Below are 24,937 nucleotides of genomic sequence, written 5' to 3'. Positions count from 1 at the left end.
AAGCTGACTCAATGATATTTTGAGTCAGCTCCCATTTTTGAGTTTTATAGTTGAGGAGGCCAAATGATGGAGAAAACAATCAATTATACCAAAACCATTTTTATTAATGGTCAATGGATGGACGCATATAGCGGCCAAAGATTGATAGTACAAAACCCTGCCACATTGGAAGCGATTACAGAAGTTCCTCATGGGGATGAAAGAGACGCGGAACAAGCGGTGCGTGCCGCCCGTCAGGCGTTTGCTGTCTGGCCGGGGAAAACAGCTAGAGAACGATCCGAGCTATTATATGCAGCCTATGGAAAAATGAAGGAACATAAAGAAGAACTTGCCGCTATTTTGACGTCCGAACAAGGAAAGCCGCTGAAAGAGGCGCGCGCCGAAATCGATTCCGCCGCTAGCTATTTCCTTTGGTACGCGGAAGAAGCAAACCGCCTTTATGGGGAAATTATCCCTTCCTCGAACAAGCATAAACGGCTGATGGTCATTCCGCAGCCAATTGGCGTTGTCGCCGCAATCACCCCGTGGAATTTTCCAGCTTCGATGATTGCGCGAAAGCTTGCGCCGGCTCTTGCCGCCGGATGTACGGTTGTGTTAAAGCCAGCGCCGGAGACGCCGTTGACCGCGTATCGAATTGTGAAGATCCTCGAAGAAGTGGGGCTTCCTCCTGGCGTGGTCAACCTTGTCACCGGTGATGCCGTTTCGATTGGGCAGTGCTGGATGAACCATCCCGATGTGCGGCTGATTACGTTTACCGGTTCGACGGAAGTAGGGCGTCTGTTGATGAAAGGAAGCGCGGATCAAGTAAAAAAACTGTCGCTGGAACTCGGCGGCCACGCGCCGGTCATCGTATTTGAGGACGCCGATTTGGACTTGGCGGCGGAACTGACGCTGGCAAGCAAGTTCCGAAACTGCGGGCAAACGTGTATTTGCACCAACCGCGTCTATGTGCAGCAGACGATCTGGGACGCTTTTGTGGAAAAACTAACAGCGAAAGTACAACAGCTTTCCATTGGCAGCGGCTTGGATGAAACAACCGATATCGGGCCATTGATTAATGAGGAAGCGGTAAAGAAAGTGCAAGACCATTTAGATGATGCCGTGCAAAAAGGGGCCTCCGTTCTTTACGGCGGAAAACGGTGGGAAGGACCGTACCGAGGCTACTTTTTTGAACCAACGTTGTTGTCGAACGTAACGAAAGAGATGAAAGTGATGAACGAGGAGACGTTCGGTCCGCTTCTGCCGCTGCGGCCGTTTGCCGAGGAGGCGGAAGTAATTCGCGAAGCGAATGATACGCCATACGGTCTGGCGGCCTATATTTTTACCGACTCCCTTCACCGCGCTTATCGCGTAATGGAGAAACTGGAATATGGCATCGTCGGCATTAATGATGTATTCCCAGCCGTGGCCGAAGCGCCGTTTGGCGGCGTGAAGCAATCAGGGCTGGGGAAAGAAGGCGGCAAAGAAGGGATTTTCGAATTCGTTGAATTGAAGTATGTATCGATGGGGATCCAATCCTTGTAGCATGACGTAAAGAGCAGCGATATAAAAAATCTTCATGACTGATCTCTTCGTTGCATAAGTATGATAGTAGAAAAACTGCGTAGTCTATTGCGGCGCCTTTGCCGGCGATCTGCATGCGTAGACAGCGGCCAGTTTCACCATTGCGTGATGATGCTGGCCGCTTATTTTTTATTTGGACGAAACGGCTTCTGTTAATTTGGTTCTAGGTTCGTCAACTTAGGATGCCGTGAGCTAAATAAGCGAGCAAAAGCATAGATTAAGAGGGAAGGTATTTATTTTATGCGAGGGGATAGGGATGAATGTGTTTTCCGATATCGTCCAAACGATGCCGCCTTATTTATTTTCGCAGTTTCAAAAGAAAAAAGAAGAGTTGATCAAGAAGGGGGTCGATGTCATTGATTTAGGCATCGGCGCTCCTGATTTGCCGCCTCCTTCTTTTGTGGTGGAAAAATTAAAAGAAGAGCTGAACGAGCCAACCAATTATACGTATTCGCCGTATGCGGGATGCAAAGAATATCGGGAAGCGGTGGCGCTTTTTTACGAGCGGGAATATGGAGTGCAGTTGGATCCCGATGCCGAGGTTTTAGCGTTAATTGGATCAAAAGAAGGAATTGTCCATTTGTTGCAGGCTATGCTCAATCCGGGAGACATGGTGTTGATTCCCGATCCTGGATATCCGGTTTACCGCACGGCCGTGCATTTCGCGCGGGGGAAAAGCGTTTATTTGCCGCTCGATGCGGAAAATGGCTATGTTCCTCTTTTTTCTAAGCTTTCTTCGGCCATTTATGAAAAAGCCAAAATCATGTTTTTAAATTATCCGAGCAATCCAACGGCGGCCACTGTTGGCATGGATACATTCGCCGCGGCGGTTTCGCTGGCAAAAAAGCACCGCATCTTCATCGCCCATGACTCCGCTTATTCGTTTGTGACTTTCCAAGGGTTTAAAGCGCCAAGCATTCTACAAGTAAGCGGGGCAAAGGAAGTGGCGGTCGAATTCGGTTCCTTATCGAAAAGCTACAACATGGCGGGCTGCCGCATCGGTTATGTCGTCGGAAATAAAGATATGATTAAAGCGCTTTCGATTATTAAAAGCAACACCGATACGTGCCAGTTTCTTCCGATTCAAAAAGCTGCAGCGGCAGCGCTGGCGAGCAGCCATCAGTCCGTGCAAGAAAATAACCGAATCTATGAGCAACGGATGAATATGATGGCCGGGGAACTGCAGGCGCTGGGCATGCAAGTGCAGCGCCCGAAAGCGACCTTTTTCCTATGGATTCCTGTTTTCGAAGGGTATTCCTCCGAACAATTTGCCGCGAAGCTACTCGAAGAAGCAGGTGTGATTGTGACGCCGGGGACGGCATTTGGCCCTTCAGGAGAAGGATATGTCCGGTTATCCTTATCGGCACCAATAGAGAGATTACAGCAAGCGGTTGAACGATGGAAACAAATTGATTGGGAGGTATAGAAACGGTGAAACAGACGATCCGAAACACCACCGCGGCGAAAGCAATCGTTCATTGCTTAAAACGTGAGGGAATTTCCCAAGTGTTTTGCGTGCCGGGAGAAAGCTATTTGCCGCTGATGGATGCCATTTTCGATGAACCTTCGCTTCAACTGATTTCGGCCCGCCATGAAGGAGGAGCTTCGTTTATGGCGGAAGGTTATGCAAAAGCATCGGGAAAACCCGGAGTCGTGCTGGCGACGCGGGGGGTCGGCGGGGCTAACTTAGCGATTGGTGTCCATACGGCGAGACAAGATTCCACACCGATGGTCGTATTTTTAGGGCAAGTACACAGCCATTTCCGCGGCAGGGAAGGATTTCAGGAAGTCGATTTAGACCGGTTTTTCCAGCCGATTGCAAAATGGACGGTGGAAATTCGCGAGGCGGAGCGAATACCGGAGCTGGTGCAGCGGGCGTTTCGCATCGCCAAAACGGGAAGGCCAGGACCTGTCGTCATTTCGCTTCCAGAAGATATATTTCTCCAAGATATTGCCGAAGCGGTCGTTTCGAATGTAGATATACCGAGACCTGCTCCAAGCGCAGAGGATGTGCGGAGCGTGCAGGAAATATTGCAAAGGGCGAAACGGCCGATTGTCATCGCCGGTGGAGGAGTAAAGCTGGCTAAGGCGGAACAGCTGTTGCGGTTATTTGCTGAAAAATATTCCATTCCTGTGGCGGCTGCTTTCCGCCGCCATGATGTGTTCCCGAATGACCATCCGCTTTATGTTGGCCATCTTGGATTAGGAACGCCGAAATCCATTATCGAAACAGTGAAGCAGGCCGATGTCGTGATCGCGCTCGGGACGAGATTATCGGAAGTGACGACACAAGATTATCGCTTGCTGTCTCCGGATCAGACGCTCGTTCATATCGATATCGACAGCGATGTATTAGGAAAAGTATATCCACCGGACATTTCCATCCTAGCAGATTGCAAAGAAACGCTCTTAAAATTGCTAAAAATCGTTGTGCAGCCGTCTTGGCGCGATTGGGTAGCAGCAAGGAGGAAACAATATGAACAAGTATCGATACTTCCGGTGGAAAAACGGAATTTAAATGAAGCGATTATCGCCAGCCTGCAAGAACATTTGCCAAACAATTCGATCATTACGAATGATGCTGGCAATTTCGCCGGCTGGCTCCATGCCTTTTTCCAGTTTACCGAAGAGCATACGTATATCGGCCCGACATCCGGAGCGATGGGATATGGCATGCCGGCCGCCATCGGTGCCAAACTAGCATATCCCGACCGTGTGGCAGTTTCACTATCAGGAGATGGCGGTTTTATGATGACCGTTCAAGAGTTAGAAACAGCTGCTAGATATCATGTTCCTATCATTAGCATTGTGTTTAATAACAGCATGTACGGGACGATTCGCATGCACCAAGAGCTCCATTTCCCAAAACGAGTGATCGGCACAGATTTAGGAACGGTTTCCTTTGCCGAATTAGCCAAATGTTTCAATGCAAATGGCATTCGGGTCGAAACGGAAGGGGAATTTACTGATGCCCTCATTCAGGCGCTGCAAGAAGCGAAACCGACTGTTATTGAAATAATGACGGATCCAAATCAAATTTCGGTCACTTCTACAATTGAACAATTGCGGAAGCGGGTGGATTCTATATAATCATTTCATTTGATTAATAGCAACCATCATGGATGCATAAATTTTTAATAGAAAATAAAGAGCAAGGAGGAACTCCGCTGATGAAAGTATTGAATTTTATTAATGGCGAGTGGAAAGAATCGAGCAGCAAACAATTCGCTCCGGTCATTAATCCGGCGACAGGAGATGCGATTGGAGAAGTGACGGTTTCGATTGAAGCGGATGTGGGCGCGGCGGTAAAAGCGGCAAAGGCTGCGCAAAAAAAGTGGGCGCTTGTCCCCGCGCCGAAACGCGCCGAAGTGTTATATAAAGTAGGGTATTTGTTGAAGGAGCGAAAAGAGCAATTAGCAAGAATGTTAACCATGGAAATGGGAAAAGTCATTGAAGAAGCTCGCGGAGAAGTACAGGAAGGAATTGATATGGCGTTTTATATGGCGGGAGAGGGAAGAAGATTATTCGGAGATACAACTCCTTCCGAATTAAAAGATAAATTTGCGATGAGTGTCCGTGCCCCTGTAGGGGTTGTTGGCATTATTACTCCATGGAACTTTCCGATTGCGATCGCGACATGGAAATCGTTCCCTGCCATTGTAGCCGGTAATGCGGTCGTTTGGAAGCCAGCGTTGGAAACGCCGTTTATGGCGCAGGAATTAGCAAAAATTTTTGAAGAAGCTGGATTGCCAAAAGGAGTATTTAATGTCGTCAATGGTGACGGTCCGACAACGGGGAACGCGCTTGTCGAACATCCTGATGTACGGGTGATTTCCTTTACCGGATCCAATGAAGTAGGCAGAAAAATTGCGGAAAAATGCGGCCGAAGCTTGAAAAAAGTGTCACTCGAAATGGGCGGAAAAAATGCGGTGATCGTGATGGACGATGCAGACTTATCTTTAGCGGTAGAAGGAATTTTATGGAGCGCTTTTGGCACTTCTGGACAAAGATGTACCGCGTGCAGCCGAATTATTGCCCATGAAAATATAAAAAAAGAATTAGAAAATAGACTGCTAGAGGCGATGCGAACTCTAACAATCGGGAATGGCTTAGATGAAAATGTAAAAGTTGGACCAGTCATCAATGAAAAAGCGTTACAAAAAATTGACCGATATGTGCAAATCGGTAAAGAAGAAGGAGCAAAACTATTGACAGGTGGGTATATTTTGCAAGAAGGAGAATATAACAAAGGATACTATTACGCTCCGACGCTCTTTACGGATGTAATGCCAAATATGCGGATCGCGCGGGAAGAAATTTTCGGTCCAGTCGCTTCTATTATTCCTGTGAAAAGCTTAGAAGAAGCGATTGAAGTGAACAATAGCGTTGACTACGGATTATCTAGTTCTATTTTCACTCGCGACGTGAATAAAGTGTTTACCGCAATGCGTGATTTGGATACAGGAATTGTATATGTGAACGCAGGTACGACAGGGGCGGAAATTCATTTGCCGTTTGGCGGAACGAAAGGAACGGGAAACGGCCATCGCGATTCCGGGGTGGCGGCGTTAGACGTATTTACGGAATGGAAAAGCATTTACATTGATTTTAGCGGTAAATTGCAGCGGGCGCAAATCGATATTGATGAATAAGGGGGCATTATCTATAAAAGGTTTGGAATGGAGGACAAGAAGGCTGCGTACGAAATGGGATACAAGGATAAGGAGGCCACGTACAATGAGAGCGTTAGTACTCGGATGTGGATTGATGGGAAAAGAAGCGGCGCGCGATTTAGTGCAAAGTGAAGAGGTTTCTTCCGTCACATTAGCGGATGTCGATATCAAAAAGGCGGAGCGAGTTTGCCGGCAGTTATATTCTAGTAAAATCGAGGCGAAACAAGTCGATGCATCGAATGAAAGAAAGCTAGCGGCATTAATGAGCGAACATGATGTTGTCATCAACGCGTTATTTTATATTTTTAACGAAATGGTGGCGAAAACAGCGATTCAAGTCGGTGCCCATTCTGTTGATTTAGGCGGGCATATCGGACATATTACCGATCGCGTTTTACAATTGCATGAGAAAGCAAAACAAGCTGGTGTGACGATCATTCCTGACTTAGGAGTTGCTCCAGGAATGATTAACATTTTATCTGGCTACGGAGCTAGCAAACTAGATGAATTGAAATCCATTAAACTATACGTCGGCGGGATTCCTGTGCGTCCAGAGCCCCCGTTGGAATACAACCATGTCTTTTCACTGGAAGGATTGTTGGATCATTATACAGACCCGTCTCTCATCATCCGGGATGGACGGAAGCAAGAAATTCCATCTTTATCAGAGATTGAAACAATCTACTTTGATAAGTTCGGACCGCTAGAAGCATTTCATACATCAGGCGGAACATCCACGTTATCTTATTCCTATCCGCAATTAGAATGTTTAGAATATAAGACGATCCGCTATCCAGGCCATGCGGAAAAATTTAAGCTGCTCGTCGATTTAAATTTAACAAGAAATGACTACGAGGTGGAAGTGAAAGGGCAAAAAGTGAAGCCGCGCGACGTGCTTTTAGCCACATTATCCCCGCTTTTAGACTTAAGAGATAAAGAGGATGTCGTCTTGTTAAGGGTGATTGTTGGCGGAATAAAAAACGATAAAGAAACGATTTTTGAGTATGAAATGGTTACATTTAAAGATCGCAAAAAGAATATTACCGCAATGGCGCGGACAACAGCGAATACTATTTCGGTCGTTGCACAAATGATTGGAAACGGAACAATCGAAAAACGAGGCGTTTACCCGCCAGAACAAATCGTTCCGGGTGACATCTACATCAAGGAAATGGCAAAGCGCGGCGTCGTTATCAAAGAGAAACGATATGTAAAGTGATAAAAAAAGGCTGCTTTTAGGTGGAAAAATCTCAACTAAAAGCAGTCTTCATTGTGACCCGTATGGCGCATCGATTTGTGGCGTTTCGATAAACTCCACAATATATTCCGGATGTTCGCCAAAGCGAATTGGCCGATAAGTGCGCAATTGCGGATTTAGCACCCGTTCGTAGCGGTCAAATAAAAATTTTTCGTTCCTGTTCCGATTTCCACCACACCGGAGATTACATTCACACTTCCATCCGGATTGAATGTTAAAATGGCTCCGGAGCTCGCATCCGTGTCAATCGTTGACGTTTTCCATGCGCAGCTGATGCCTTTTGCTCGTACGGTATAAGCGTCGATTTCGATGCGCTGCCATTCGTCCCATTTCATTAGCTCGCGCAAACGATCGAGGCAGGCCGGCAAATTGCCGACATTGCTTCGGTTTAATCGCACTTGTGTCGGGGTCGTGTGGCCGGGGCGAATCGCGTTTTTTCGCCGTAATTCCCATTTGTCCATACCTAGCTTTTCGGCAAGCAAGTCGATGGCCCGTTCGATGGCAAAAGCTTGTTCGCTATGGCCGAAGCCGCGAAATGGGGTGGCATACGGATGATTCGTATACACGCATAATGAATCACACCACACATTTTCGATATGGTACGGTCCTGTGCAATCCACAGCGGCGGCGCGGCTGACGTCAATTGCTTTATCGGAATAGACGCCGCCGTCAAACAAAAACAAAATTGACAAAAATAAAAAGGCTAGCAATTCCGTCTAAATCGGAAATGCTAGCTTCTTTCATTTGGAGGATTGTCTGTATTTATTTTTCGTTGCGTAAGTCGTCCGGCTCGTTTAGCGGCTTCGCGCAATAGAAATTCGATATGTGCATTGACGCTGCGAAATTCATCGTGTGCCCACCGCTCAATGACTTCGTATAAGGCTGGATCGATTCGCAAGGGGAAACTTTTCTTTTTTGCCATAGCACTCCACAACCGTTAGTATAGACTTCCGGTGTTGATCACCGGCTGGGTCGCACGCTCAGATACAATGGCGACCATTAAGTTGTTAACCATGTTTGCTTTTCGTTCATCATCTAACTCTAAAATTCCTTCCTTGTCAAGTTGCTCAATCGCCATTTGTGCCATGGAAACCGCACCTTCAACGATTTTCTTCCTTGCCGCTAAAATTGCGGCTGCTTGCTGGCGTTGCAACATTGCACTCGCAATTTCTGGAGAGTAAGCAAGATGAGTAAGGCGCGCTTCGATGACTTCTACTCCAGCTACTTTTAGGCGCTCTTGCAGCTCATTTGCAAGGACATCGGAAATAATATCTGCATTACCTCGCAATGTGATTTCATCATCATCGGTAAAGGTATCATAAGGATATTTAGTTGCGACATGGCGAATGGCTGCTTCGCTTTGAATCTCTACAAACTCTTCATAGTCATCCACATCAAAAGTCGCTTTTGCGGAATCGATGACCCGAAATACAATAACAGCGGCAATTTCAATGGGGTTGCCTTGAACATCGTTTACTTTTAGTTTGTTGCTGGTAAAATTACGGACGCGCAAAGAAACGTTTTGCCGAATCGTAAACGGGATGGTAAGAAACAGTCCGCTATCGCGAATAGTGCCTAGATAACGCCCAAAGAAGATCAATACTTTCGCCTGATTGGGCTGAACGATCGTAATGCCGCTGGCAAAAACAACAGCAACCAGAAGGAATAAAACAGCAAAAATCATTTGCTGCAGAAGGAAACTAATGAATGCTGCTATCAGCAGTATGGCAATACCAACAATCCCAACAAATCCGTTCGTATACCACGCCTTTATTTCTTTCATGAACTGCCCCCCTTTAACATCAATTTTATATTAAAATGATATCACTTTTTGAAATAAATGTAAATATTGTTATACCTTTGAGTAATGTATATTATGAATGATTGATTTTAATAGTACAGTGTTAGTTAACGGATTTATTTTAGAAATGGAAATCTTTTTATAAAGGTTTGTGGAAAGGAACAATAATAGATAAGTTGATGATAAAGCATATTTACGATAAGATGAAAGAAAAGGGTAGAAAAGTTTGCTGCAAAGGAAGAAGAGGTGCGTTTATTTGGCAATATCTTCGGAAGCGCTGTTGGCATTATTGAAGATTATAGCGATTGATATTATTTTATCTGGTGACAATGCTGTTGTCATTGCGATGGCGACGCGCAAGTTACCGAAGCATCAGCAGAATAAAGCGGTTTTTTGGGGGACAGGCGGGGCTGTTTTCTTGCGTATTTTATTTGCGGCAATCATAGTATTTTTATTAAAAATTCCGTTTGTCCATTTAGCAGGCGGCTTGTTATTGCTTTGGATTGCCTACAAAGTGCTTATTGAGCATGAAGAAGAAACAGCGGTTCAATCGTCTGACCGCCTTTTGAAGGCGATCACCACTATTATTGCCGCCGATGCGGTGATGAGTTTGGACAATGTCGTTGCAATAGCAGGGGCATCGGAAGGGCATATCGGCATAATTACGTTTGGAGTGGCGATCAGCATTCCGATTATGATTTTTGGGGCAAAGGCGATTATGAAAATCATGGAGAAATACCGCTGGATCGCTTACGTCGGCTCTGGAATTTTGGCATGGACCGGCGGAAAAATGATGATGGAAGACAAAGGATTTATGCAGCTTCTCCATTTCCGCGAAGGACCGTTAATGTATGCTGTTAGCGCTGGATTAACGATTTTCGTGTTAGCTGCTGGATATATCACAAATAAAAGAGCAGAAAGCGAACAAGGAACAATTATGTAAACGGAGGGATTTCTCCATCGGGGGATATCCCTTTTTCTTTCATAACTGATTGATGGTAAGGGGGGAAGGTTTATGCAGGTTCATAATATTTTAGTAACGGGGCGGTTGTATTCGGAGATGGCAAAACTATTGCAAGAAAAGGGGGTCAATAAAAATTTTCGCTTTGTTGCTGAAAATGAAATATGCCGCGACGATTTTTTTTGGGCGGACGCGTATGTTGGATTTCGTCCATCGCCTCGTTTTGAATTTGGCAACATTCGCTGGGTGCATTCACTCGGAGCAGGAGTCGATTCATTTTTATGGAATAGAGAGTGGAAAGAAGATGTACTGCTGACAAGGACGATCGGCTCGTTCGGTAAACAAATTAGCGAATATTGCCTTAGTTATATGCTTCGCGATTTACAATGTCATGATGTTTATGGATGGTACCAATCACAGCGGCAATGGAAGCCAATTTCCCCGCAGCCATTGCAAAGTCAATGTGTGGTTATTTACGGAACAGGACATATTGGACAGCAGCTTGCCAGTTATTTGTGCATGTTTGGTGTTGAGCCGATTGGAATTTCACGAAGCGGGCAGATGAAACCACATTTTGTGAAAGTATTTCCAGTCGATCAAGCAAGCGAAGTGCTGCCGAAAGCCGATTGGGTCATTGCCGCGCTTCCATTGACAAACGAAACGTATCATTTATTTGATGAGCAGTTTTTTGCTCTTTTAAATAATGCTAGTTTTATTAACGTGGGCAGGGGAGCAACTGTTGATGAAGCAGCATTATGGGACGCATTGGAAAACCGAAATGTCCGCCTTGCGGTTTTAGATGTCTTCGAAAACGAGCCGTTGCCGCCTGAATCACCGTTATGGCAGCATCCGAACGTCATCATCACTCCGCATATTTCTGCATTAACATCTGCTGAAGAGGCAGTGGACTGCTTTTTACAAACATTACAGCGAATTGAAGCAGATGAACCGCTTTGCAACAAAGTGGATGTGCAGAAAGGATATTGAAAACGGGCAAGTCCAAAAGGACGTGCCCGTTTATACGTTTATAATGGATGTGACATGAAAACGTATAAGGCTGGCATCAAAAAGTGCAAAAGAGAAGGCTCCCATCTGCTTCTAAATGGAATGCAGATAGGAGAGGTTTATCGGTCGGTAACGACAATGTAAGTTGCTTTCATCGGGCCGTGCACTCCAACGACTAAGTTCATTTCAATATCGGCAGAGTTGCTTGGTCCGGTGATAAAATTGATGCATGAAGGAATGAGATGCCCTTTTTCGATTTGTTGATGAATGTAAGCGGCAGCTTGGGTCATGCGCGGTACGATCGTGCTTTTCGCGATGATGGCAATATACGTTTTTGGCAGGAAGCTGACGGTGCGCCCTTTTCCATTTCCGCTAAATAGCACGACCGTTCCTGATTCGGCAAGCGTGATATCACTGAATGTAATACCGACGTTTGCCTGTTCGGCATAGTCAATATTTTTTCTGCCGGCAGAAGCGTCCCAAATGTGGACATCGACGTTTTCATTCGGCCATTCGTTGCGCAGTAAGCGGGTTAATCCGTATTCATCAAAACGGGGATCGTCCCATGTCACAATCGGGCCGCCCCCGTGCTTGGCGACCACTTCCTTTAACGTTTCTTTTAGTTCAACAGCTGTTGTTTCGACGCATTGGGTGTGAATGCGCGGACATTGCGCTTTCAATGCTTCCAATAATTCATCTTGACTATAGCCTTGAAATACGGTCCATTGCGGCTGATGGCGCCAATGCGGCCGGGATACTCCCGATGTGCGCTGATGGCGCCCGAGCCGATTGGCAACGGTTTGCAAAAATTTGTCACGATTATGAATCGTGCCAGCTTGCATCATTTTTCTCCTCCTTTTTGATGTTCGCGAAACCAGTCGCGGAATCGCTCTTTATTTGGTGCAGGAAACTCGCGAATTTCTGTCCACGCTTTCAGCGGTCCTGGCCCTTTGGAAATGCGGTCGTCGTTTGTAAACGGCGTCAAGGCGCTTGGGGCAACTTTAGAACCGAGCTTGTAAAGAAAGGATGAAGATGCGCCTAAACCGAACGCTTTCATCGCCAATTTTTCTGAAATCGGCGCTTTTCCTTCACGCTCGACGATCACTTGACGGTGTTTTAGCAATAATTCATGGAGCGGAATTTTAACTGGGCAAGCTTCCGTGCAGGCCGCGCAAAGGGAAGAGGCGTACGGCAGCTCTTTATAGTCGTCATACCCGCCTAATAACGGGGAAAGAACAGCGCCAATCGGGCCGGAATAAATGGAGCCATACGAATGTCCTCCAATATGGCGGTAAACCGGGCATACGTTGACACAGGCAGCACAGCGAATGCATTGCAATACCGGCTGGAACTCTGTGCCAAGAATGTTGGAGCGGCCGTTATCAACGATGACTAAATGAAATTCTTCCGGGCCGTCCACGTCGCCTTCATCGCGCGGTCCCGTTAATACGGTAATATAGCTCGTTAATTTTTGCCCGACGGCACTCCGCGTTAAAAGGCTGACAAGCACTTCCATTTCTTCAAACGTCGGGACGATGCGCTCCATCCCCATGACGGTGATTTGCGTTTTCGGAAGAGCAGTAACTAAATCGGCGTTTCCTTCATTGGTGACGAGCGTAATGGAGCCGGATTCAGCAATGGCAAAGTTACAGCCGGTGATGCCGATATCGGCGGTTAAGTATTCATGACGGAGCATTTTGCGGGCATGAAGCGCAAGCTCTTCCGGTTTTTCTGTTTGCTTGTAGCCGAGTTTTTGGCGAAAGACGTCACGAATTTGTTCTTTATTTTTATGAAGTGCTGGAGCGACGATGTGAGAAGGAGGATCGTGATCGTCCACTTGCAAAATGTATTCGCCAAGATCCGTTTCGATGACTTCACAGCCCGCTGCTTCCAACACAGCATTTAAGTTGATTTCCTCCGTCACCATCGATTTCGATTTGACAATTTTTTTCGCGTTTTTTTGGATGACGACATTGCGAATGTAGTTGTTTGCTTCTTCCGCGGTTTGCGCGAAAAAGACGTGTCCTCCGCGTTTGGCAACGTTTTCACTTAATTGCATTAAATAATAATCTAAGTTTTCTAGTGTATGCTGACGAATTTCTTCCCCGAGCGAGCGCCACTCTTCCCAGTTCCCAAGCTCTTCGGCCGCTTCGAGACGTCTTGTATGCAGCCGCTCTTGCGCTCCTGCAACAGCGCCGCGCATAAACATGTTGTGAAGATTTGTTTCGACTCGTTCGCGGAAATTTGCATCGCCAATTTTCATCGGCATGTGGGGGTCCCTCCTTTTATCGGCTGTTTAGCACTTCAGCGATGTGCATTACTTTGATTGGCTTTCCTTGCCGCTCTATGCGTCCGCCAATGTTCATTAAGCAGCCGCAGTCGGCTCCGATTAGATAATCTGCATTTACTTCTTCGATATGTTCGATTTTTTCATCGACCATTTGTTCGGAAATCGGTCCCATTTTCACGGAAAACGTTCCGCCAAACCCGCAGCATTGATGGGCATTCGGCAATGGAACAAGCTCCAATCCTTTAACATTTTTTAATAGTTTAAAAGGCGCTTCTTTGACGCCGAGCAAACGTGTCATATGGCACGAGGTATGATAAGTGGCGCGTCCTTGAAGTTTAGCGCCAACGTCCTCCATCTTCAACACGTCTACGATGAATTGGGTGAGTTCATACGTTTTATCAGCAAGTGCTTTCGCTTTTGGTTCCCATTCGCGATCTCCTTGAAAAACGCGGGGATATTCTTTCAACATGGTTGCGCATGAGCCGGAAGGAGTGACGACATAATCGGCATGTTCAAACGTGCGAATCATATGTTTCATTGCTTCTTTTGCTTCTTTTACATAACCGCTGTTATAGGCTGGCTGACCACAGCATGTTTGCGCCTCCGGAAAGTCAATTTCGCACCCTAATCGCTCCAATAGTTCTACCGTTGCTTTTCCAGCATTAGTATAGAATAAATCGATGAGGCAGGTGACGAATAACGAAACTTTCATTATGAATCCCCTTCCCAGTAGCATATTAGGTGAGCAGGTCATCTGATGACTTTGTATATAATTATATACCATTTTCAGTGATGAAAGGTATTCTTTTATGAAAATTTGAAATTTGAAAAATCAAGCACTTTTTTTAATTTATAAAAAAAATAAATGCCCGGCTGTTTTGCCGGGCGATTATCGAGAATATATATATTTGCGCAGTACATTTTCCACGTTGGTTAAATGCTGAAGCATTCGCTCTTGCGCGGCATCGGCGTTTTTTTCTTTTATTGCTTTAAAAATTTCGGTATGTTCTTGCAGCAGTTTTTCCGTGGTTGTTTGCTTAGAGAACAGCCAAATACGCCGGGTTTCCCGCATCGTTTCGATCATCATTTCCGATACACTGTTCATTAAGCTGACTAAAATCGGATTGTGGGAGGCGGCCGCAACGGCCATATGAAAAGCAAGATCCGCTTTTTCCCCAAGCTCATCGTTTCCGATTCCTTCCCTCATTTCATGAAGAGCTTGTTCCATCGCTGCTAAATCGTCATCTGTCCGTTTTTCTGCAGCTAAAGAGGCAGCGCCGACTTCAAGAAGCTTTCGAACTTCGAGCAAATGCCAAACATCTTCTTTGTTCATAAGCACAGCAATGGAAATCGGAAAGGTGAGCATCGTGGGATCAAATTCGCGTACATAAGTGCCTTCTCCTTGTTTTAATTCGATGAGCCCCATGGCTTTTAAAGCAGTTAGCGCTTCGCGGATGGCGGCACGTCCCACTTGAAACTTCTCAGCCAGCTGTTGAACAGAGTCCAATTTATCTCCAGGTTTTAATACACCGGTCTTGATCATATGAAAAATTGCTTCCGCTACTTCCTCGTAAATCTTTTTCGTTTTAATTTGTTTAAATTCCAATGTATTCACCTCGATATAAACTCTAGCTTTTTTCGCTGGCGGAGAGGTCATTTAGCTAGGATGTTCAATGAACAAGTAAAAGAAAAAGGAACTAACGTTGTTTTTATTATACACATAATGGGGCAGTAATAAGAACTTTTCTTTTTTCTTTAAAAAAGAATACTAGAATAAAATTTATTTCTAAACAGACAAAAATTTAAAAAATTTAAAAAAACAATATTGCCTTTTTGGTTCATTATCTTCTATAATTTAACTCGAACATCATTTTATTATCTGGTCATCTGATGACTTGGTCAATGAATCTCCAACTACAGCAATGTGAGAACACGAGAATAAATTAGTAAAAATGAATGAAGATATAGGAGGTTTGTTCATGCAGTGGAAGCAAGATTTTACGCCAATTGCTGATCAGCTTTGGTTATCAGCCATTGTAGCACTTATTCCAATTTTATATTTTTTCTGGGCGCTGGCTATCAAGCGGATGAAGGGCCATATAGCTGGAGTTACCACCTTGCTTCTTGCTTTAGCAATTTCTGTAATCGCTTACAGGATGCCGGCCGGAATGGCAGTGATGTCGATAACACAAGGAGCAGTTTATGGATTATTGCCAATTGGATGGATTATTATCACTTCCGTCTTTTTGTATAAACTGACAGTTAAATCCGGTCAGTTTGATATTATTCGCAACTCCGTGTTGTCGATCACGGAAGACCGTCGTCTACAAGCATTATTGATAGCGTTCTCATTTGGGGCGTTTCTTGAGGGAGCAGCTGGATTTGGGGCGCCGGTAGCTATTTCTGCAGCACTGCTTGTCGGCTTAGGATTCAATCCGTTGTATGCAGCGGGAATTTGCTTAATTGCCAACACAGCTCCAGTTGCCTTTGGGGCAATCGGAATTCCGATTATTGCGATGGAAGGGCCAACCGGTATTCCGGCGATGGAAATTTCGAAAATGGTAGGGCGGCAATTGCCTTTCTTATCGGTATTTATTCCGTTTTATCTTGTCCTTATTATGGCTGGATGGAAAAAAACAGTGGAGGTATTGCCGGCGATCATTGTGTCAGGGGCCTCCTTTGCGATTACGCAATATGTTAGCTCTAACTTTTTAGGTCCTGAGCTTCCGGACATTTTATCGGCTTTAGTTTCGATGTTTGCACTCGCCGTCTTTTTAAGGTATTGGAAGCCAAAAAGCACGTATCGTTTTTCAACGGAATCCGAAGTGGCAGCAGCAGCCCAAGCAAATAAAGCTGCCTATACAAGCGGGGAAGTATTTAAGGCATGGTCTCCATTTTTAGTGCTAACCGCATTCATTTCTCTCTGGGGAATTCCGCAAGTGAAAGCGGCTTTGACAGGACATTACGAGGGAACGAATGGGCTGTTAAAGCTAGTCAACGCAATTGGTTATCAGCTGACATTTATGCCGGAAGTGCCAGGATTGAACAATAAAATCATTAATGCGAGCGGCCAGCCGATTGCGGCAGTATATAAACTAGAACTGCTTGGTGCGGCCGGTACAGCCATTTTGCTGGCTGCGGTGGTAACCAAATTTATTATAAGAATGTCTTGGAAAGATTGGGGAAGTACGTTTATCGAAACATTAAATGAATTAAAGTTTCCAATTGTTACGATTGCTTCGGTTGTCGGTTTTGCATATGTAACAAACTCTTCTGGTATGAGCACGACGCTTGGGATGGCCTTAGCGAAGACAAATTTCTTATTCCCGTTTTTCTCCCCGTTTTTAGGATGGCTCGGCGTATTTATTACTGGTTCCGATACGTCCTCGAACTTACTGTTTGCCAATTTACAAAAAGTGACGGCGACTTCCATTGGCATGGATCCTGTTTTAGCGCTAGCAGCGAACTCTTCCGGCGGGGTTGTCGGAAAAATGATTTCACCGCAATCGATTGCGGTAGCCTGCGCGGCCGTCGGATTAACCGGAAAAGAATCCGATTTATTCCGATTTACGGTAAAGCATAGTATTTTCCTAATTATTTTGATTGGTATACTCGTATTCTTGCAATCTAATATTTTATCTTGGATGATTCCATAATGACGTTTATAGGGAGGGACGGTGACTAGCTGGCGAAAAGAATTGCCGGCTAGGCTCAGTCCCTTTTCCGCTTGCATTAAAGACTTGGATGTTCATAGACGGAAATTTAAAAACAATATGCGAAAGGGTGGGAAAATTGATTTCTAATGATGTAAAACAGCAATTCATCCGCATTGTCGGGGCGGAAAATTATGACGATTCAAAAGCGGGAAGACTTGTATACTCGTACGATGCGACACCGCAATTTCAATCTCTTCCGGATGCGGTGATTGCACCGAGAAATACACAGGAAGTTTCGCAAATTGTAAAAATTTGCAATGAACACCGCATTCCCATCGTTCCGCGCGGGTCAGGGACAAATCTTTGCGCCGGTACATGCCCGATTGAAGGCGGGATTGTTCTTGTTTTCAAACATATGAACAAAATTTTAGAAATTGACGAAGAAAATTTAACAGTAACTGTCCAGCCAGGGGTAATTACGCTTGATTTAATCAACGCGGTGGAAGCGAAAGGATTGTTTTATCCGCCGGACCCAAGTTCCATGAAAATTTCTACGATTGGCGGAAACATTAATGAAAATTCAGGAGGATTGCGCGGGTTAAAATATGGAGTTACCCGCGATTATGTGCTGGCGTTGGAAGTCGTGCTGGCGAACGGCGAGGTCATCCGAACCGGAGGAAAATTAGCGAAAGATGTAGCTGGATATGATTTAACCCGTTTATTTGTCGGTTCTGAGGGAACACTCGGCATTATTACAGAAGCAACACTGAAACTGATTCCAATGCCGGAAACAAAGAAAACGATGCTTGCGCTGTATCAAGATTTAGAAGCGGCTGCGCGTTCCGTTTCCAAAATTATCGCCAATAAAATTATTCCGGCGACGCTCGAATTTCTCGATCAGCCGACGTTAGAAGTAGTTGAAGCATACGCGCAAATTGGACTGCCAACCGACGTAAAAGCCGTACTTTTAATCGAGCAGGACGGACCGAAGGAAATCGTGGAGCGCGATATGAAGAAAATGGCGGAAATTTGCAAAAATGAGCAAGCCGTTTCGGTGCAGCTCGCTCGTTCCGAAGAAGAGGCGGACGCCTTGCGAACAGCGAGACGCTCAGCATTATCCGCACTTGCCCGTCTCAAGCCGACAACCATTTTAGAAGATGCGACGGTGCCGCGTTCCGAGATCGCGAAAATGGTCAAAGCGATTAATGAGATCGCCGAAAAATACAATGTGAAAATATGTACTTTTGGACATGCAGGAGACGGCAACTTGCATCCGACGTGTCCAACGGATGCGCGCGACCGCGATGAGATGCAAAGAGTTGAAAAAGCGTTTGAGGAAATTTTCGCGAAAGCAATTGAACTTGGCGGAACGATTACAGGAGAACACGGAGTCGGGGCAATGAAAGCGCCGTATTTGGAATGGAAACTTGGCGAAGCGGGAATTGCCGCGATGAAGGCAATTAAGCAGGCGCTCGATCCAAATAATATTATGAACCCTGGTAAAGTATTTGCGAAAAGCACAAGAAAACGAGTGGTGGTGACACGATGACGACGGAAAAAGAACGTGCGATCATACAGGAGAAGTTTCAGGAACGGATGGACGAAGACGAGCTTATGAACTGTATGCGTTGCGGATTTTGTCTGCCGACATGCCCGACGTATATTGAATCGGGATTTCAGGAATCCCATTCTCCGAGAGGACGCATCGCTTTAATGAAGGCAGTCGTTGATGGGCTTATCGAACCGGATGAAGATGTCGAGCGCTCGTTAAATATGTGTTTAGGATGCCGGGCATGTGAACCTGTTTGTCCTTCCGGCGTTCGCTACGGTCATTTGCTGGAGGAAGCGCGCGACATTATTCAGCAGCATAAAAAACATTCTTTCCTAGTCCGCTTTGTTCGCAAACTTGTATTTTATGAGCTGTTTCCATATCCGGAGCGGATGAGAATGCTGACAGGACTGATCGGTTTTTACCAGCGTTCCGGCCTGCAGGCATTCGTGCGGAAAACAGGCCTATTAACCCTCTTGCCTTCTTCGTTACGACAAATGGAAAAAGTGCTGCCTCCTGTACCGCCGCTAAAAGAGATGAAAAAGCGGCCGCAGCATCTAGCACCTGATGGGATGCCGAAACGGCGGGTCGCCTTTTTCTCAGGATGTTTAATGGATACAATGTTTATGGCGACGAATGATGCGACGATGCGCTTATTGCAGTTAGCGGGATGCGAAATTATTATTCCGTCGTCGCAAACGTGCTGCGGCGCACTGCATGGGCATGGCGGGGAGAAGCAAAAAGCGAAAGAGCTGGCGAAACGAAACATCGAAGCGTTTGAACAATTGCAGGTGGACTATATTGTGACGAACGCCGGCGGATGCGGCGCGTTCTTAATGGAGTATGACCATTTGCTGAAAGACGAGGCGGAGTGGAGAGAACGGGCAAAAGCCTTCGTTGCAAAAATAAAAGATATTTCCGAAGTGCTTGTCGAATTGGATTTCCATAAAAAACACTTGGAAGTAGAGCCGCAAGTCGTTACATATCAGGATTCATGCCATTTGCGGAACGTCATGAAGACGGCCGCATCGCCAAGAATGCTGCTTCGGTCGATTCAAGGGGTGGAATTTCGCGAAATGAAAGATGCGGATCGCTGCTGCGGATCCGCGGGCATTTATAATATCGTTGAGCCGGAAATGGCGATGCAAATTCTTGATTACAAAATGGAAATGGCAAAGCAGACAAAGGCGAAAACGATTGTGACGGCAAACCCGGGCTGCCTGCTACAAATGAGGCTTGGAATTGAGCGCGAGGGATTGTCCGATCGTGTCCGCGCCGTTCATATTGTTGATTTTCTGCTTGAAGCAGCTGAGGGAATTCAGGCGTCGGAACATGAAGAGCGCATTCACAAAACGTCATAACGGTTATGACAAAGAGGGGACATGCCCTGTCTGATGCATAAAAAATCCCTGCATTACAGCTGACGTAATGCAGGGGGGTATTGGAAAGATGCTTTACGGAACGGTGCTGATAAGCTTTTGAACCGTACTGAGTGCTTTCCCCGTTCCGATTGCTGCTGCTTCAAGCGGGTTTGGAGCAGTATGGACTGGAACATGCAGTTCTGAACTTAGCCAATTTTCGATTCCGTGAAGAAGGGCGACGCCGCCGGTTAAGACAATGCCGCGGTCAATAATATCGCCGCTAAGTTCCGCAGGACATTCTTCCAGCACGGTTCGAATTGCACTAAGAATTTGCAAAAGCGATTCTTCCATCGCTTTTTGCACTTCTGTAGAGCGCAATGGAACGGCTTTAAGAAAGCCGGTCACTAAATCGCGACCATGAATGACCATTGTTTGTTCTTCATGGGCAACCGGTGCATAGCCAATTTCGATTTTAATTCGTTCCGCCGTCCGTTCGCCAATTAGTAAATTATAATGTTGTCTTACGTATTGAATAATATCCTCGTCGAGTTGATTGCCGCCGATGCGAAGCGACTGGCATGCGACAACTCCGCCTAGTGAAATGATTGCTGCCTCTGTTTTTCCAGCTCCTAAATTGACAACGACATTTGCCACTGGCTCATCTACCGGCAAGTCGGCACCGATCGCCGCAGCAATTGGCTCCTCGAGCAAATATACTTGTTTGGCACCGCAATGTTTTGCTAATTCATAAAAAGAGCGGCGTTCTACGGAAGTGGAATGAAATGGAGTGGTAATGACGACATTTGGTTTTTTGATGGAAAAACCGATGCGTTTGCCAGCGAGTTTAAGCACTTGTTTTAGCATTGTGGCTGTTTTGTCAAAATCTGCAATAACACCATGTTTTAATGGATATATCGTTTCAACATTATTCGGTGTTTTACCGATCATCATTTTCGCTTCTGTTCCAACGGCAAGCACTTCATTTGTTTGGACGTCGAAAGCGATCACCGCTGGTTCGTTAAAGACAATTCCTTTATTTTTACTATATAGTAGTATATTCATCGTTCCTAGGTCGATTCCAATCTCCGACGAACCGAACATTTGTCAACACCTGCCTTTAAACACGGATTTGTTCAAACTCTATACAAGAAGCAACAGTAGTTTGAACGAAATAGGCATAACGCATAAGTTCGTACATATATAATTTTCGATGTATTTCTCTCTTTTATGACTATACATGGAGAAACGGAACGAGATGTGTCGTGGAGAAGGTTTCCGCAGCGAAAAAAACGGGGAGGCTGTTCTTTTATAAGAGAATTTTTGATGAACGCAGAAAAAATTTTTTATTTCCATGTATAAAATAACAAAAAAGGGGAAATGAATAGTAGCGTAAAGTTTTCCAAGTATTCCCCCGATCCCCTATGAATATATAGAATGCCCTCCAAATGAAGGAGGGCGCTTTTTTTGTAAAAAATAAAAAAACTCTCTACCATATCAAGTATGTCTACTTAATATGCCAGAGAGTTTTTTCATGCTTCCCTTATAACCGTTTTGCTCCAACATATTTTGATTTCCAATAAGAATTGTTTAAACTGTCAATTTTTACTCCTTTGGATGTAGCATGAATAATTTGGTTGTTCCCGATGTAAATTGCTACATGAGAAACGCCTGTTTTGGTTTTAGATGTATTAAAGAACACTAGGTCGCCTGCACGTAAGTTTGATTTATGTACCGTTTTTCCTTTTTGATACATTTGTTTGGAAGTGCGCGGCAAAATGTTTCCGATCTTTTTATGTGTATAATAAACAAATCCTGAACAATCAAATCCTTTTGGTGTGGTTCCGCCATATTTATATGGAGTGCCAATCAGTTTTTTTGCTTCAGCGATCAGTAATCTTGAGTTTCCAGCTGCTTCTGTGTTGGAAGAGGTTGTAAATAATGAGGAAAACATAACTAGAAAAGATAGTGAAACCAGTGTAACGAATTTTTTCATTTTCGCTAAACCCCCGACAACAAATTTTCCGTTTCGACTTGCTCTGGCTATAGTATAACAGAGGAATTGTCGTTTTTTTTTTACAGTTGAATTAAATAATATTACAGAAAAGTTACAAATATATGATTTGGTACTAAATTCTCGTATAACTTTCTTGTTATAGGCAGTGTTTTTGTCATGAACAAAAAATAAAAATGTTTCTATATAACTACGTTTAGCACAATACTTATGTACCAAATGAATGTCGATAATGTCGTAAAATGTCGAAAAAATAGGAATGGGGTGGGGAGGAAGGGCAGAAATAATGCCTCTATAATGATTCATAAGAGGAAGTCGAATTTAAATTTATGGTGATCGTTTATGTCGAAAGGAATCGAATATACATTATTTGCATTGTTTACTGTATTCATTGTTATTGTGATACAGCTCTGGATTCATCGTTTCGTGAAAAAGAAGCTATCATTATCGCTTTTTCAAACTGCGCCTCGGTTAACAGTGAGTTTTTATATCATTGTTGTAGTTCTGCTTTTTGGCGGAATGATATATATCAATTATTTAGAAAAAGAAGAATATAAGGAATATGAAGGAGCTGCCAGCAGTTTAGCGAGGGTGTTGGCTGCCGATTTGACGAGTATGCATCATGAGCGATTGAATGAGCGGACAAACGAAAATGATGAAACTTATGTGCGTATTTTACAAATGATGGAACGCTGGCAAAACGATCATCCAGAAATATTGAGTATATACACGTTAAAAAAGAATGAACGTGGGGAACATTGCTTTGTTGTTGTCTCTACAGCGGATGATCACCGCGATGGGAAGATCGATGAAAAGAGAGGACAGCGTGTGCCGATTGGTACGGTTTATCGCGCGTATATTCCTGAGCTTGAACAAGCTTTTCAAGGAAAATTTGCTATGGAAAAATCCCCTGCAAAGGATGAATGGGGAGAAAGCATCAGCGCGTTTATGCCAGTATTCAGACAGAATGGAACAGTAGATGCGGTTTTAGGGATTGATTATGATGCAAGGATGTATTTAGAAAGATTAGAAAAAGAGCGGCAAAAAGGGATGTTGATTAGTTTTCTTGTTTTTCTCGTTTGGGAAGCGATTTATTTATTAGGTATATATATGCAAATCGAGCGGAAGCTGTTTGAAAGACATAAGCAAGAACTAGAAGTCAGCGAAAATCGCTTCAAACGATTCTCAGAAATTACAACAGAAGGGATTATCATACATTCGGACGGGAAAGTAATTGAAGCTAACACGGCAGCATGCCGGTTGCTCGGATATGTAGAAAACGAGCTTATCCATATGCCGATTCAAGATTTAATGATTTCTAAATCGTTGAAAAAGATAGAACATGACGATCGTCAAGAAGGAATATACGAAATTCAATTACGGAGAAAAGATGGGACCGTTTTTCCAGCGGAAGTGGTTCAACGTGAGTATGACTATGATGGCAGAAAGGTAAACGTCACTGCGATTCGTGATATTACGGAACGAAAGAGACATGAAGAAAGAATAGATTATATTGTTAATCACGACGATTTGACAGGGCTGTTGAACAAAGAAGCACTGCATCACGCCATTGCGGAAAAAATTCAAGAAGCGTTCTATCGCCAGGAAGAAGTGGCGATTATGTTTCTTGAGATTAGCGGTATGAAAACGATTAACGACTTTTACGGATATTCCGTTGGCGATCAAGTTTTACTGCAAATCGTAGAAGAATGGAAAAAACGAAGTAATGAAGACATCTTGTTAGGAAGATGGAGCGGAAATGAATTTGTTGCCATTTTGTCAGGAAGTACGAAAGAAAAGGCGAAAAATGTAGCAAATCAGTTTATCGAAATTGCTGATGAGCCAGTGGTGGTTGAAGGACGTGAACTGTATGTTACAATAAAAATCGGAATTAGCATATATCCGAAAGATGGAGTGGATCCAAAAACATTAATTCGAAAAGCTGATATTGCACGGTACAAACTGCGTCAAAAATCGGCAAGTCAATTTTTGTTCTTTGAAGAACCAATGACTCGAGTGATTCAAGAAAAAATTGCGATGGAGAGAGAATTGCGCCGTGCGTTGGAAAAAGGAGAATTTGTGCTTTATTATCAACCGCAAATTCAATTAGACACCGGTATGGTGACAGGAATGGAGGCGCTGATCCGCTGGAATCATCCAGAAAAAGGGCTGATATCACCTTATGCGTTTATCTCTGTTGCGGAACAGACGGGAATGATTATTCCGATTAACGAATGGGTAATCCGCATGGCATGCCGGCAAACGAAACAATTGTTAAAGGACTTTCCAAATTTATCGGTGTCTGTAAACCTATCTCCGTATGAATTTGAAAATCGCCGTTTTGTCCATAAGCTGACGAAAATATTGGAGGAGACAGGACTTCCGCCACACCATTTAGATTTAGAAATTACGGAACGAATGACGATGGATACAGAAAGAGCGATTACGATTTTAAACCGGCTAAAATCGATCGGCGTTACGATTAGCATGGACGACTTTGGAACGGGATACAGCTCGTTAAGCTATTTAACCGACCTTCCAATTGACCGCTTAAAAATTGACCGTTCATTTGTACGAAACATTCAAGGAAAAAAAGAGGCGATTTTGCCATCTATTATTCGCCTCGGGCATAATATTGGCGTGAAGGTGCTTGCCGAAGGAGTAGAGACGGAAGCGGAAGTCGCATACTTAAAGGATAAGCATTGTGATGAAGCACAAGGATATTATTTTGCGCAGCCGTTATCATATGAGGAGTTAATAATATTTCTTCATGAGCATCGCTATAGGGAGCTGCACGCATAGGAGATGA

At 44.5% G+C, this 24,937-nt stretch carries 19 protein-coding genes and 1 pseudogene; 11 read left to right on the top strand and 9 right to left on the bottom strand.

Annotation, left to right across the window (positions count from 1 at the left end; genetic code table 11):
- Positions 1–66: 66 nt before the first annotated feature.
- The 5 genes from FNL97_RS15555 to FNL97_RS15535 all read left to right on the top strand — a co-directional run bounded on the left by FNL97_RS15555 (position 67) and on the right by FNL97_RS15535 (position 7,455).
- Positions 67–1,524, top strand: coding sequence for an NAD-dependent succinate-semialdehyde dehydrogenase (locus tag FNL97_RS15555; protein WP_143416355.1), 1,458 nt, complete (start codon positions 67–69; stop codon positions 1,522–1,524).
- 295 nt (positions 1,525–1,819) lie between these two features.
- Positions 1,820–2,989, top strand: a complete 1,170-nt coding sequence (locus FNL97_RS15550; RefSeq protein ID WP_143416114.1) for an aminotransferase class I/II-fold pyridoxal phosphate-dependent enzyme — start codon at positions 1,820–1,822, stop codon at positions 2,987–2,989.
- Positions 2,990–2,994: 5 nt separating this feature from the next.
- Positions 2,995–4,653 (top strand): thiamine pyrophosphate-binding protein, encoded by a 1,659-nt coding sequence (locus FNL97_RS15545; protein ID WP_143416113.1) that lies wholly within the window; start codon positions 2,995–2,997, stop codon positions 4,651–4,653.
- A gap of 80 nt (positions 4,654–4,733) precedes the next feature.
- Positions 4,734–6,215 (top strand): aldehyde dehydrogenase family protein, encoded by a 1,482-nt coding sequence (locus tag FNL97_RS15540; RefSeq protein ID WP_143416112.1) that lies wholly within the window; start codon positions 4,734–4,736, stop codon positions 6,213–6,215.
- An 85-nt stretch (positions 6,216–6,300) separates the two neighbouring features.
- The gene (locus FNL97_RS15535; RefSeq protein ID WP_143416111.1) at positions 6,301–7,455 is read left to right on the top strand and encodes a saccharopine dehydrogenase family protein; all 1,155 of its coding nucleotides are present in this window, start codon (positions 6,301–6,303) and stop codon (positions 7,453–7,455) included.
- A gap of 188 nt (positions 7,456–7,643) precedes the next feature.
- Here the strand turns inward: FNL97_RS15535 and FNL97_RS15530 are convergent.
- The 3 genes and pseudogenes from FNL97_RS15530 to FNL97_RS15520 all read right to left on the bottom strand — a co-directional run.
- Positions 7,644–8,180: pseudogene (locus tag FNL97_RS15530) on the bottom strand (molybdopterin cofactor-binding domain-containing protein); the annotation flags it as partial.
- 44 nt (positions 8,181–8,224) lie between these two features.
- Entirely contained in the window at positions 8,225–8,416 is a 192-nt protein-coding gene (locus tag FNL97_RS15525; protein WP_143416110.1) for a type II toxin-antitoxin system antitoxin, read from the bottom strand.
- A gap of 15 nt (positions 8,417–8,431) precedes the next feature.
- Positions 8,432–9,277 carry an SPFH domain-containing protein gene (locus FNL97_RS15520; RefSeq protein ID WP_143416109.1) on the bottom strand — a complete coding sequence of 282 codons (846 nt, stop codon included), beginning with the start codon at positions 9,275–9,277 and terminating at the stop codon, positions 8,432–8,434.
- 274 nt (positions 9,278–9,551) lie between these two features.
- Between FNL97_RS15520 and FNL97_RS15515 the strand changes: the two genes are divergently transcribed.
- Both FNL97_RS15515 and FNL97_RS15510 read left to right on the top strand, forming a co-directional pair.
- Positions 9,552–10,238, top strand: a complete 687-nt coding sequence (locus tag FNL97_RS15515; RefSeq protein ID WP_143416108.1) for a TerC family protein — start codon at positions 9,552–9,554, stop codon at positions 10,236–10,238.
- A 72-nt stretch (positions 10,239–10,310) separates the two neighbouring features.
- Entirely contained in the window at positions 10,311–11,243 is a 933-nt protein-coding gene (locus tag FNL97_RS15510) for a D-2-hydroxyacid dehydrogenase (RefSeq protein WP_143416107.1), read from the top strand.
- 137 nt (positions 11,244–11,380) lie between these two features.
- On the opposite strand, the gene FNL97_RS15505 is transcribed toward FNL97_RS15510, so the two are convergent.
- The 4 genes from FNL97_RS15505 to FNL97_RS15490 all read right to left on the bottom strand — a co-directional run bounded on the left by FNL97_RS15505 (position 11,381) and on the right by FNL97_RS15490 (position 15,157).
- Positions 11,381–12,103, bottom strand: coding sequence for a LutC/YkgG family protein (locus FNL97_RS15505; RefSeq protein ID WP_143416354.1), 723 nt, complete (start codon positions 12,101–12,103; stop codon positions 11,381–11,383).
- On the bottom strand, positions 12,103–13,530 hold the full coding sequence (locus FNL97_RS15500) for a LutB/LldF family L-lactate oxidation iron-sulfur protein (protein WP_143416106.1): 1,428 nt from the start codon (positions 13,528–13,530) through the stop codon (positions 12,103–12,105). Before FNL97_RS15500 ends, FNL97_RS15505 begins: the two co-directional genes overlap by 1 nt.
- Before the next feature lie 16 nt (positions 13,531–13,546).
- Positions 13,547–14,263, bottom strand: a complete 717-nt coding sequence (gene lutA / locus FNL97_RS15495; protein ID WP_143416105.1) for a lactate utilization iron-sulfur protein LutA — start codon at positions 14,261–14,263, stop codon at positions 13,547–13,549.
- 177 nt (positions 14,264–14,440) lie between these two features.
- A complete protein-coding gene (locus FNL97_RS15490; RefSeq protein WP_143416104.1) occupies positions 14,441–15,157 on the bottom strand; it encodes a FadR/GntR family transcriptional regulator in 717 nt (238 codons plus the stop codon).
- Between the two features lie 373 nt (positions 15,158–15,530).
- On the opposite strand from FNL97_RS15490, the gene FNL97_RS15485 reads away from it, so the two are divergent.
- The 3 genes from FNL97_RS15485 to FNL97_RS15475 all read left to right on the top strand — a co-directional run bounded on the left by FNL97_RS15485 (position 15,531) and on the right by FNL97_RS15475 (position 20,117).
- Positions 15,531–17,207: an L-lactate permease gene (locus FNL97_RS15485; RefSeq protein WP_143416103.1), complete on the top strand. Its 1,677-nt coding sequence runs from the start codon at positions 15,531–15,533 to the stop codon at positions 17,205–17,207.
- Between the two features lie 136 nt (positions 17,208–17,343).
- Positions 17,344–18,756 (top strand): glycolate oxidase subunit GlcD, encoded by a 1,413-nt coding sequence (gene glcD / locus FNL97_RS15480; protein ID WP_143416102.1) that lies wholly within the window; start codon positions 17,344–17,346, stop codon positions 18,754–18,756.
- Positions 18,753–20,117 (top strand): (Fe-S)-binding protein, encoded by a 1,365-nt coding sequence (locus FNL97_RS15475; protein WP_143416101.1) that lies wholly within the window; start codon positions 18,753–18,755, stop codon positions 20,115–20,117. Before glcD ends, FNL97_RS15475 begins: the two co-directional genes overlap by 4 nt.
- A gap of 93 nt (positions 20,118–20,210) precedes the next feature.
- Here FNL97_RS15475 and mreBH read toward each other — a convergent pair whose 3' ends face one another.
- Together mreBH and FNL97_RS15465 are read right to left on the bottom strand one after the other, a co-directional pair.
- On the bottom strand, positions 20,211–21,218 hold the full coding sequence (gene mreBH / locus FNL97_RS15470) for a rod-share determining protein MreBH (protein WP_143416100.1): 1,008 nt from the start codon (positions 21,216–21,218) through the stop codon (positions 20,211–20,213).
- A gap of 439 nt (positions 21,219–21,657) precedes the next feature.
- A complete protein-coding gene (locus FNL97_RS15465) occupies positions 21,658–22,110 on the bottom strand; it encodes a C40 family peptidase (protein WP_143416099.1) in 453 nt (150 codons plus the stop codon).
- A 360-nt stretch (positions 22,111–22,470) separates the two neighbouring features.
- Here FNL97_RS15465 and FNL97_RS15460 point away from each other — a divergent pair, with 360 nt between their 5' ends.
- On the top strand, positions 22,471–24,930 hold the full coding sequence (locus FNL97_RS15460; RefSeq protein WP_143416098.1) for a putative bifunctional diguanylate cyclase/phosphodiesterase: 2,460 nt from the start codon (positions 22,471–22,473) through the stop codon (positions 24,928–24,930).
- The last annotated feature ends 7 nt before the right edge of the window (positions 24,931–24,937 follow it).

It is taken from the genome of Geobacillus sp. E263 (genome assembly GCF_007197795.1).
Classification (GTDB): domain Bacteria; phylum Bacillota; class Bacilli; order Bacillales; family Anoxybacillaceae; genus Parageobacillus_B; species Parageobacillus_B toebii.
The sequence above is the reverse complement of the archived record's forward strand: the minus strand, read 5'-3'. Positions and strand labels throughout refer to the sequence as shown.

Excerpts from the sequence above, each read along its gene's own strand:
- FNL97_RS15555 (WP_143416355.1), top strand. The coding sequence starts at position 67 with ATGGAGAAAACAATCAATTATACCAAAACCATTTTTATTAATGGTCAA.
- FNL97_RS15550 (WP_143416114.1), top strand. The coding sequence starts at position 1,820 with ATGAATGTGTTTTCCGATATCGTCCAAACGATGCCGCCTTATTTATTT.
- FNL97_RS15540 (WP_143416112.1), top strand. The coding sequence starts at position 4,734 with ATGAAAGTATTGAATTTTATTAATGGCGAGTGGAAAGAATCGAGCAGC.
- FNL97_RS15535 (WP_143416111.1), top strand. The coding sequence starts at position 6,301 with ATGAGAGCGTTAGTACTCGGATGTGGATTGATGGGAAAAGAAGCGGCG.
- FNL97_RS15525 (WP_143416110.1), bottom strand. The coding sequence starts at position 8,416 with ATGGCAAAAAAGAAAAGTTTCCCCTTGCGAATCGATCCAGCCTTATAC.
- FNL97_RS15520 (WP_143416109.1), bottom strand. The coding sequence starts at position 9,277 with ATGAAAGAAATAAAGGCGTGGTATACGAACGGATTTGTTGGGATTGTT.
- FNL97_RS15510 (WP_143416107.1), top strand. The coding sequence starts at position 10,311 with ATGCAGGTTCATAATATTTTAGTAACGGGGCGGTTGTATTCGGAGATG.
- FNL97_RS15505 (WP_143416354.1), bottom strand. The coding sequence starts at position 12,103 with ATGCAAGCTGGCACGATTCATAATCGTGACAAATTTTTGCAAACCGTT.
- FNL97_RS15500 (WP_143416106.1), bottom strand. The coding sequence starts at position 13,530 with ATGCCGATGAAAATTGGCGATGCAAATTTCCGCGAACGAGTCGAAACA.
- lutA (WP_143416105.1), bottom strand. The coding sequence starts at position 14,263 with ATGAAAGTTTCGTTATTCGTCACCTGCCTCATCGATTTATTCTATACT.
- FNL97_RS15485 (WP_143416103.1), top strand. The coding sequence starts at position 15,531 with ATGCAGTGGAAGCAAGATTTTACGCCAATTGCTGATCAGCTTTGGTTA.
- FNL97_RS15475 (WP_143416101.1), top strand. The coding sequence starts at position 18,753 with ATGACGACGGAAAAAGAACGTGCGATCATACAGGAGAAGTTTCAGGAA.
- mreBH (WP_143416100.1), bottom strand. The coding sequence starts at position 21,218 with ATGTTCGGTTCGTCGGAGATTGGAATCGACCTAGGAACGATGAATATA.
- FNL97_RS15465 (WP_143416099.1), bottom strand. The coding sequence starts at position 22,110 with ATGAAAAAATTCGTTACACTGGTTTCACTATCTTTTCTAGTTATGTTT.
- FNL97_RS15460 (WP_143416098.1), top strand. The coding sequence starts at position 22,471 with ATGTCGAAAGGAATCGAATATACATTATTTGCATTGTTTACTGTATTC.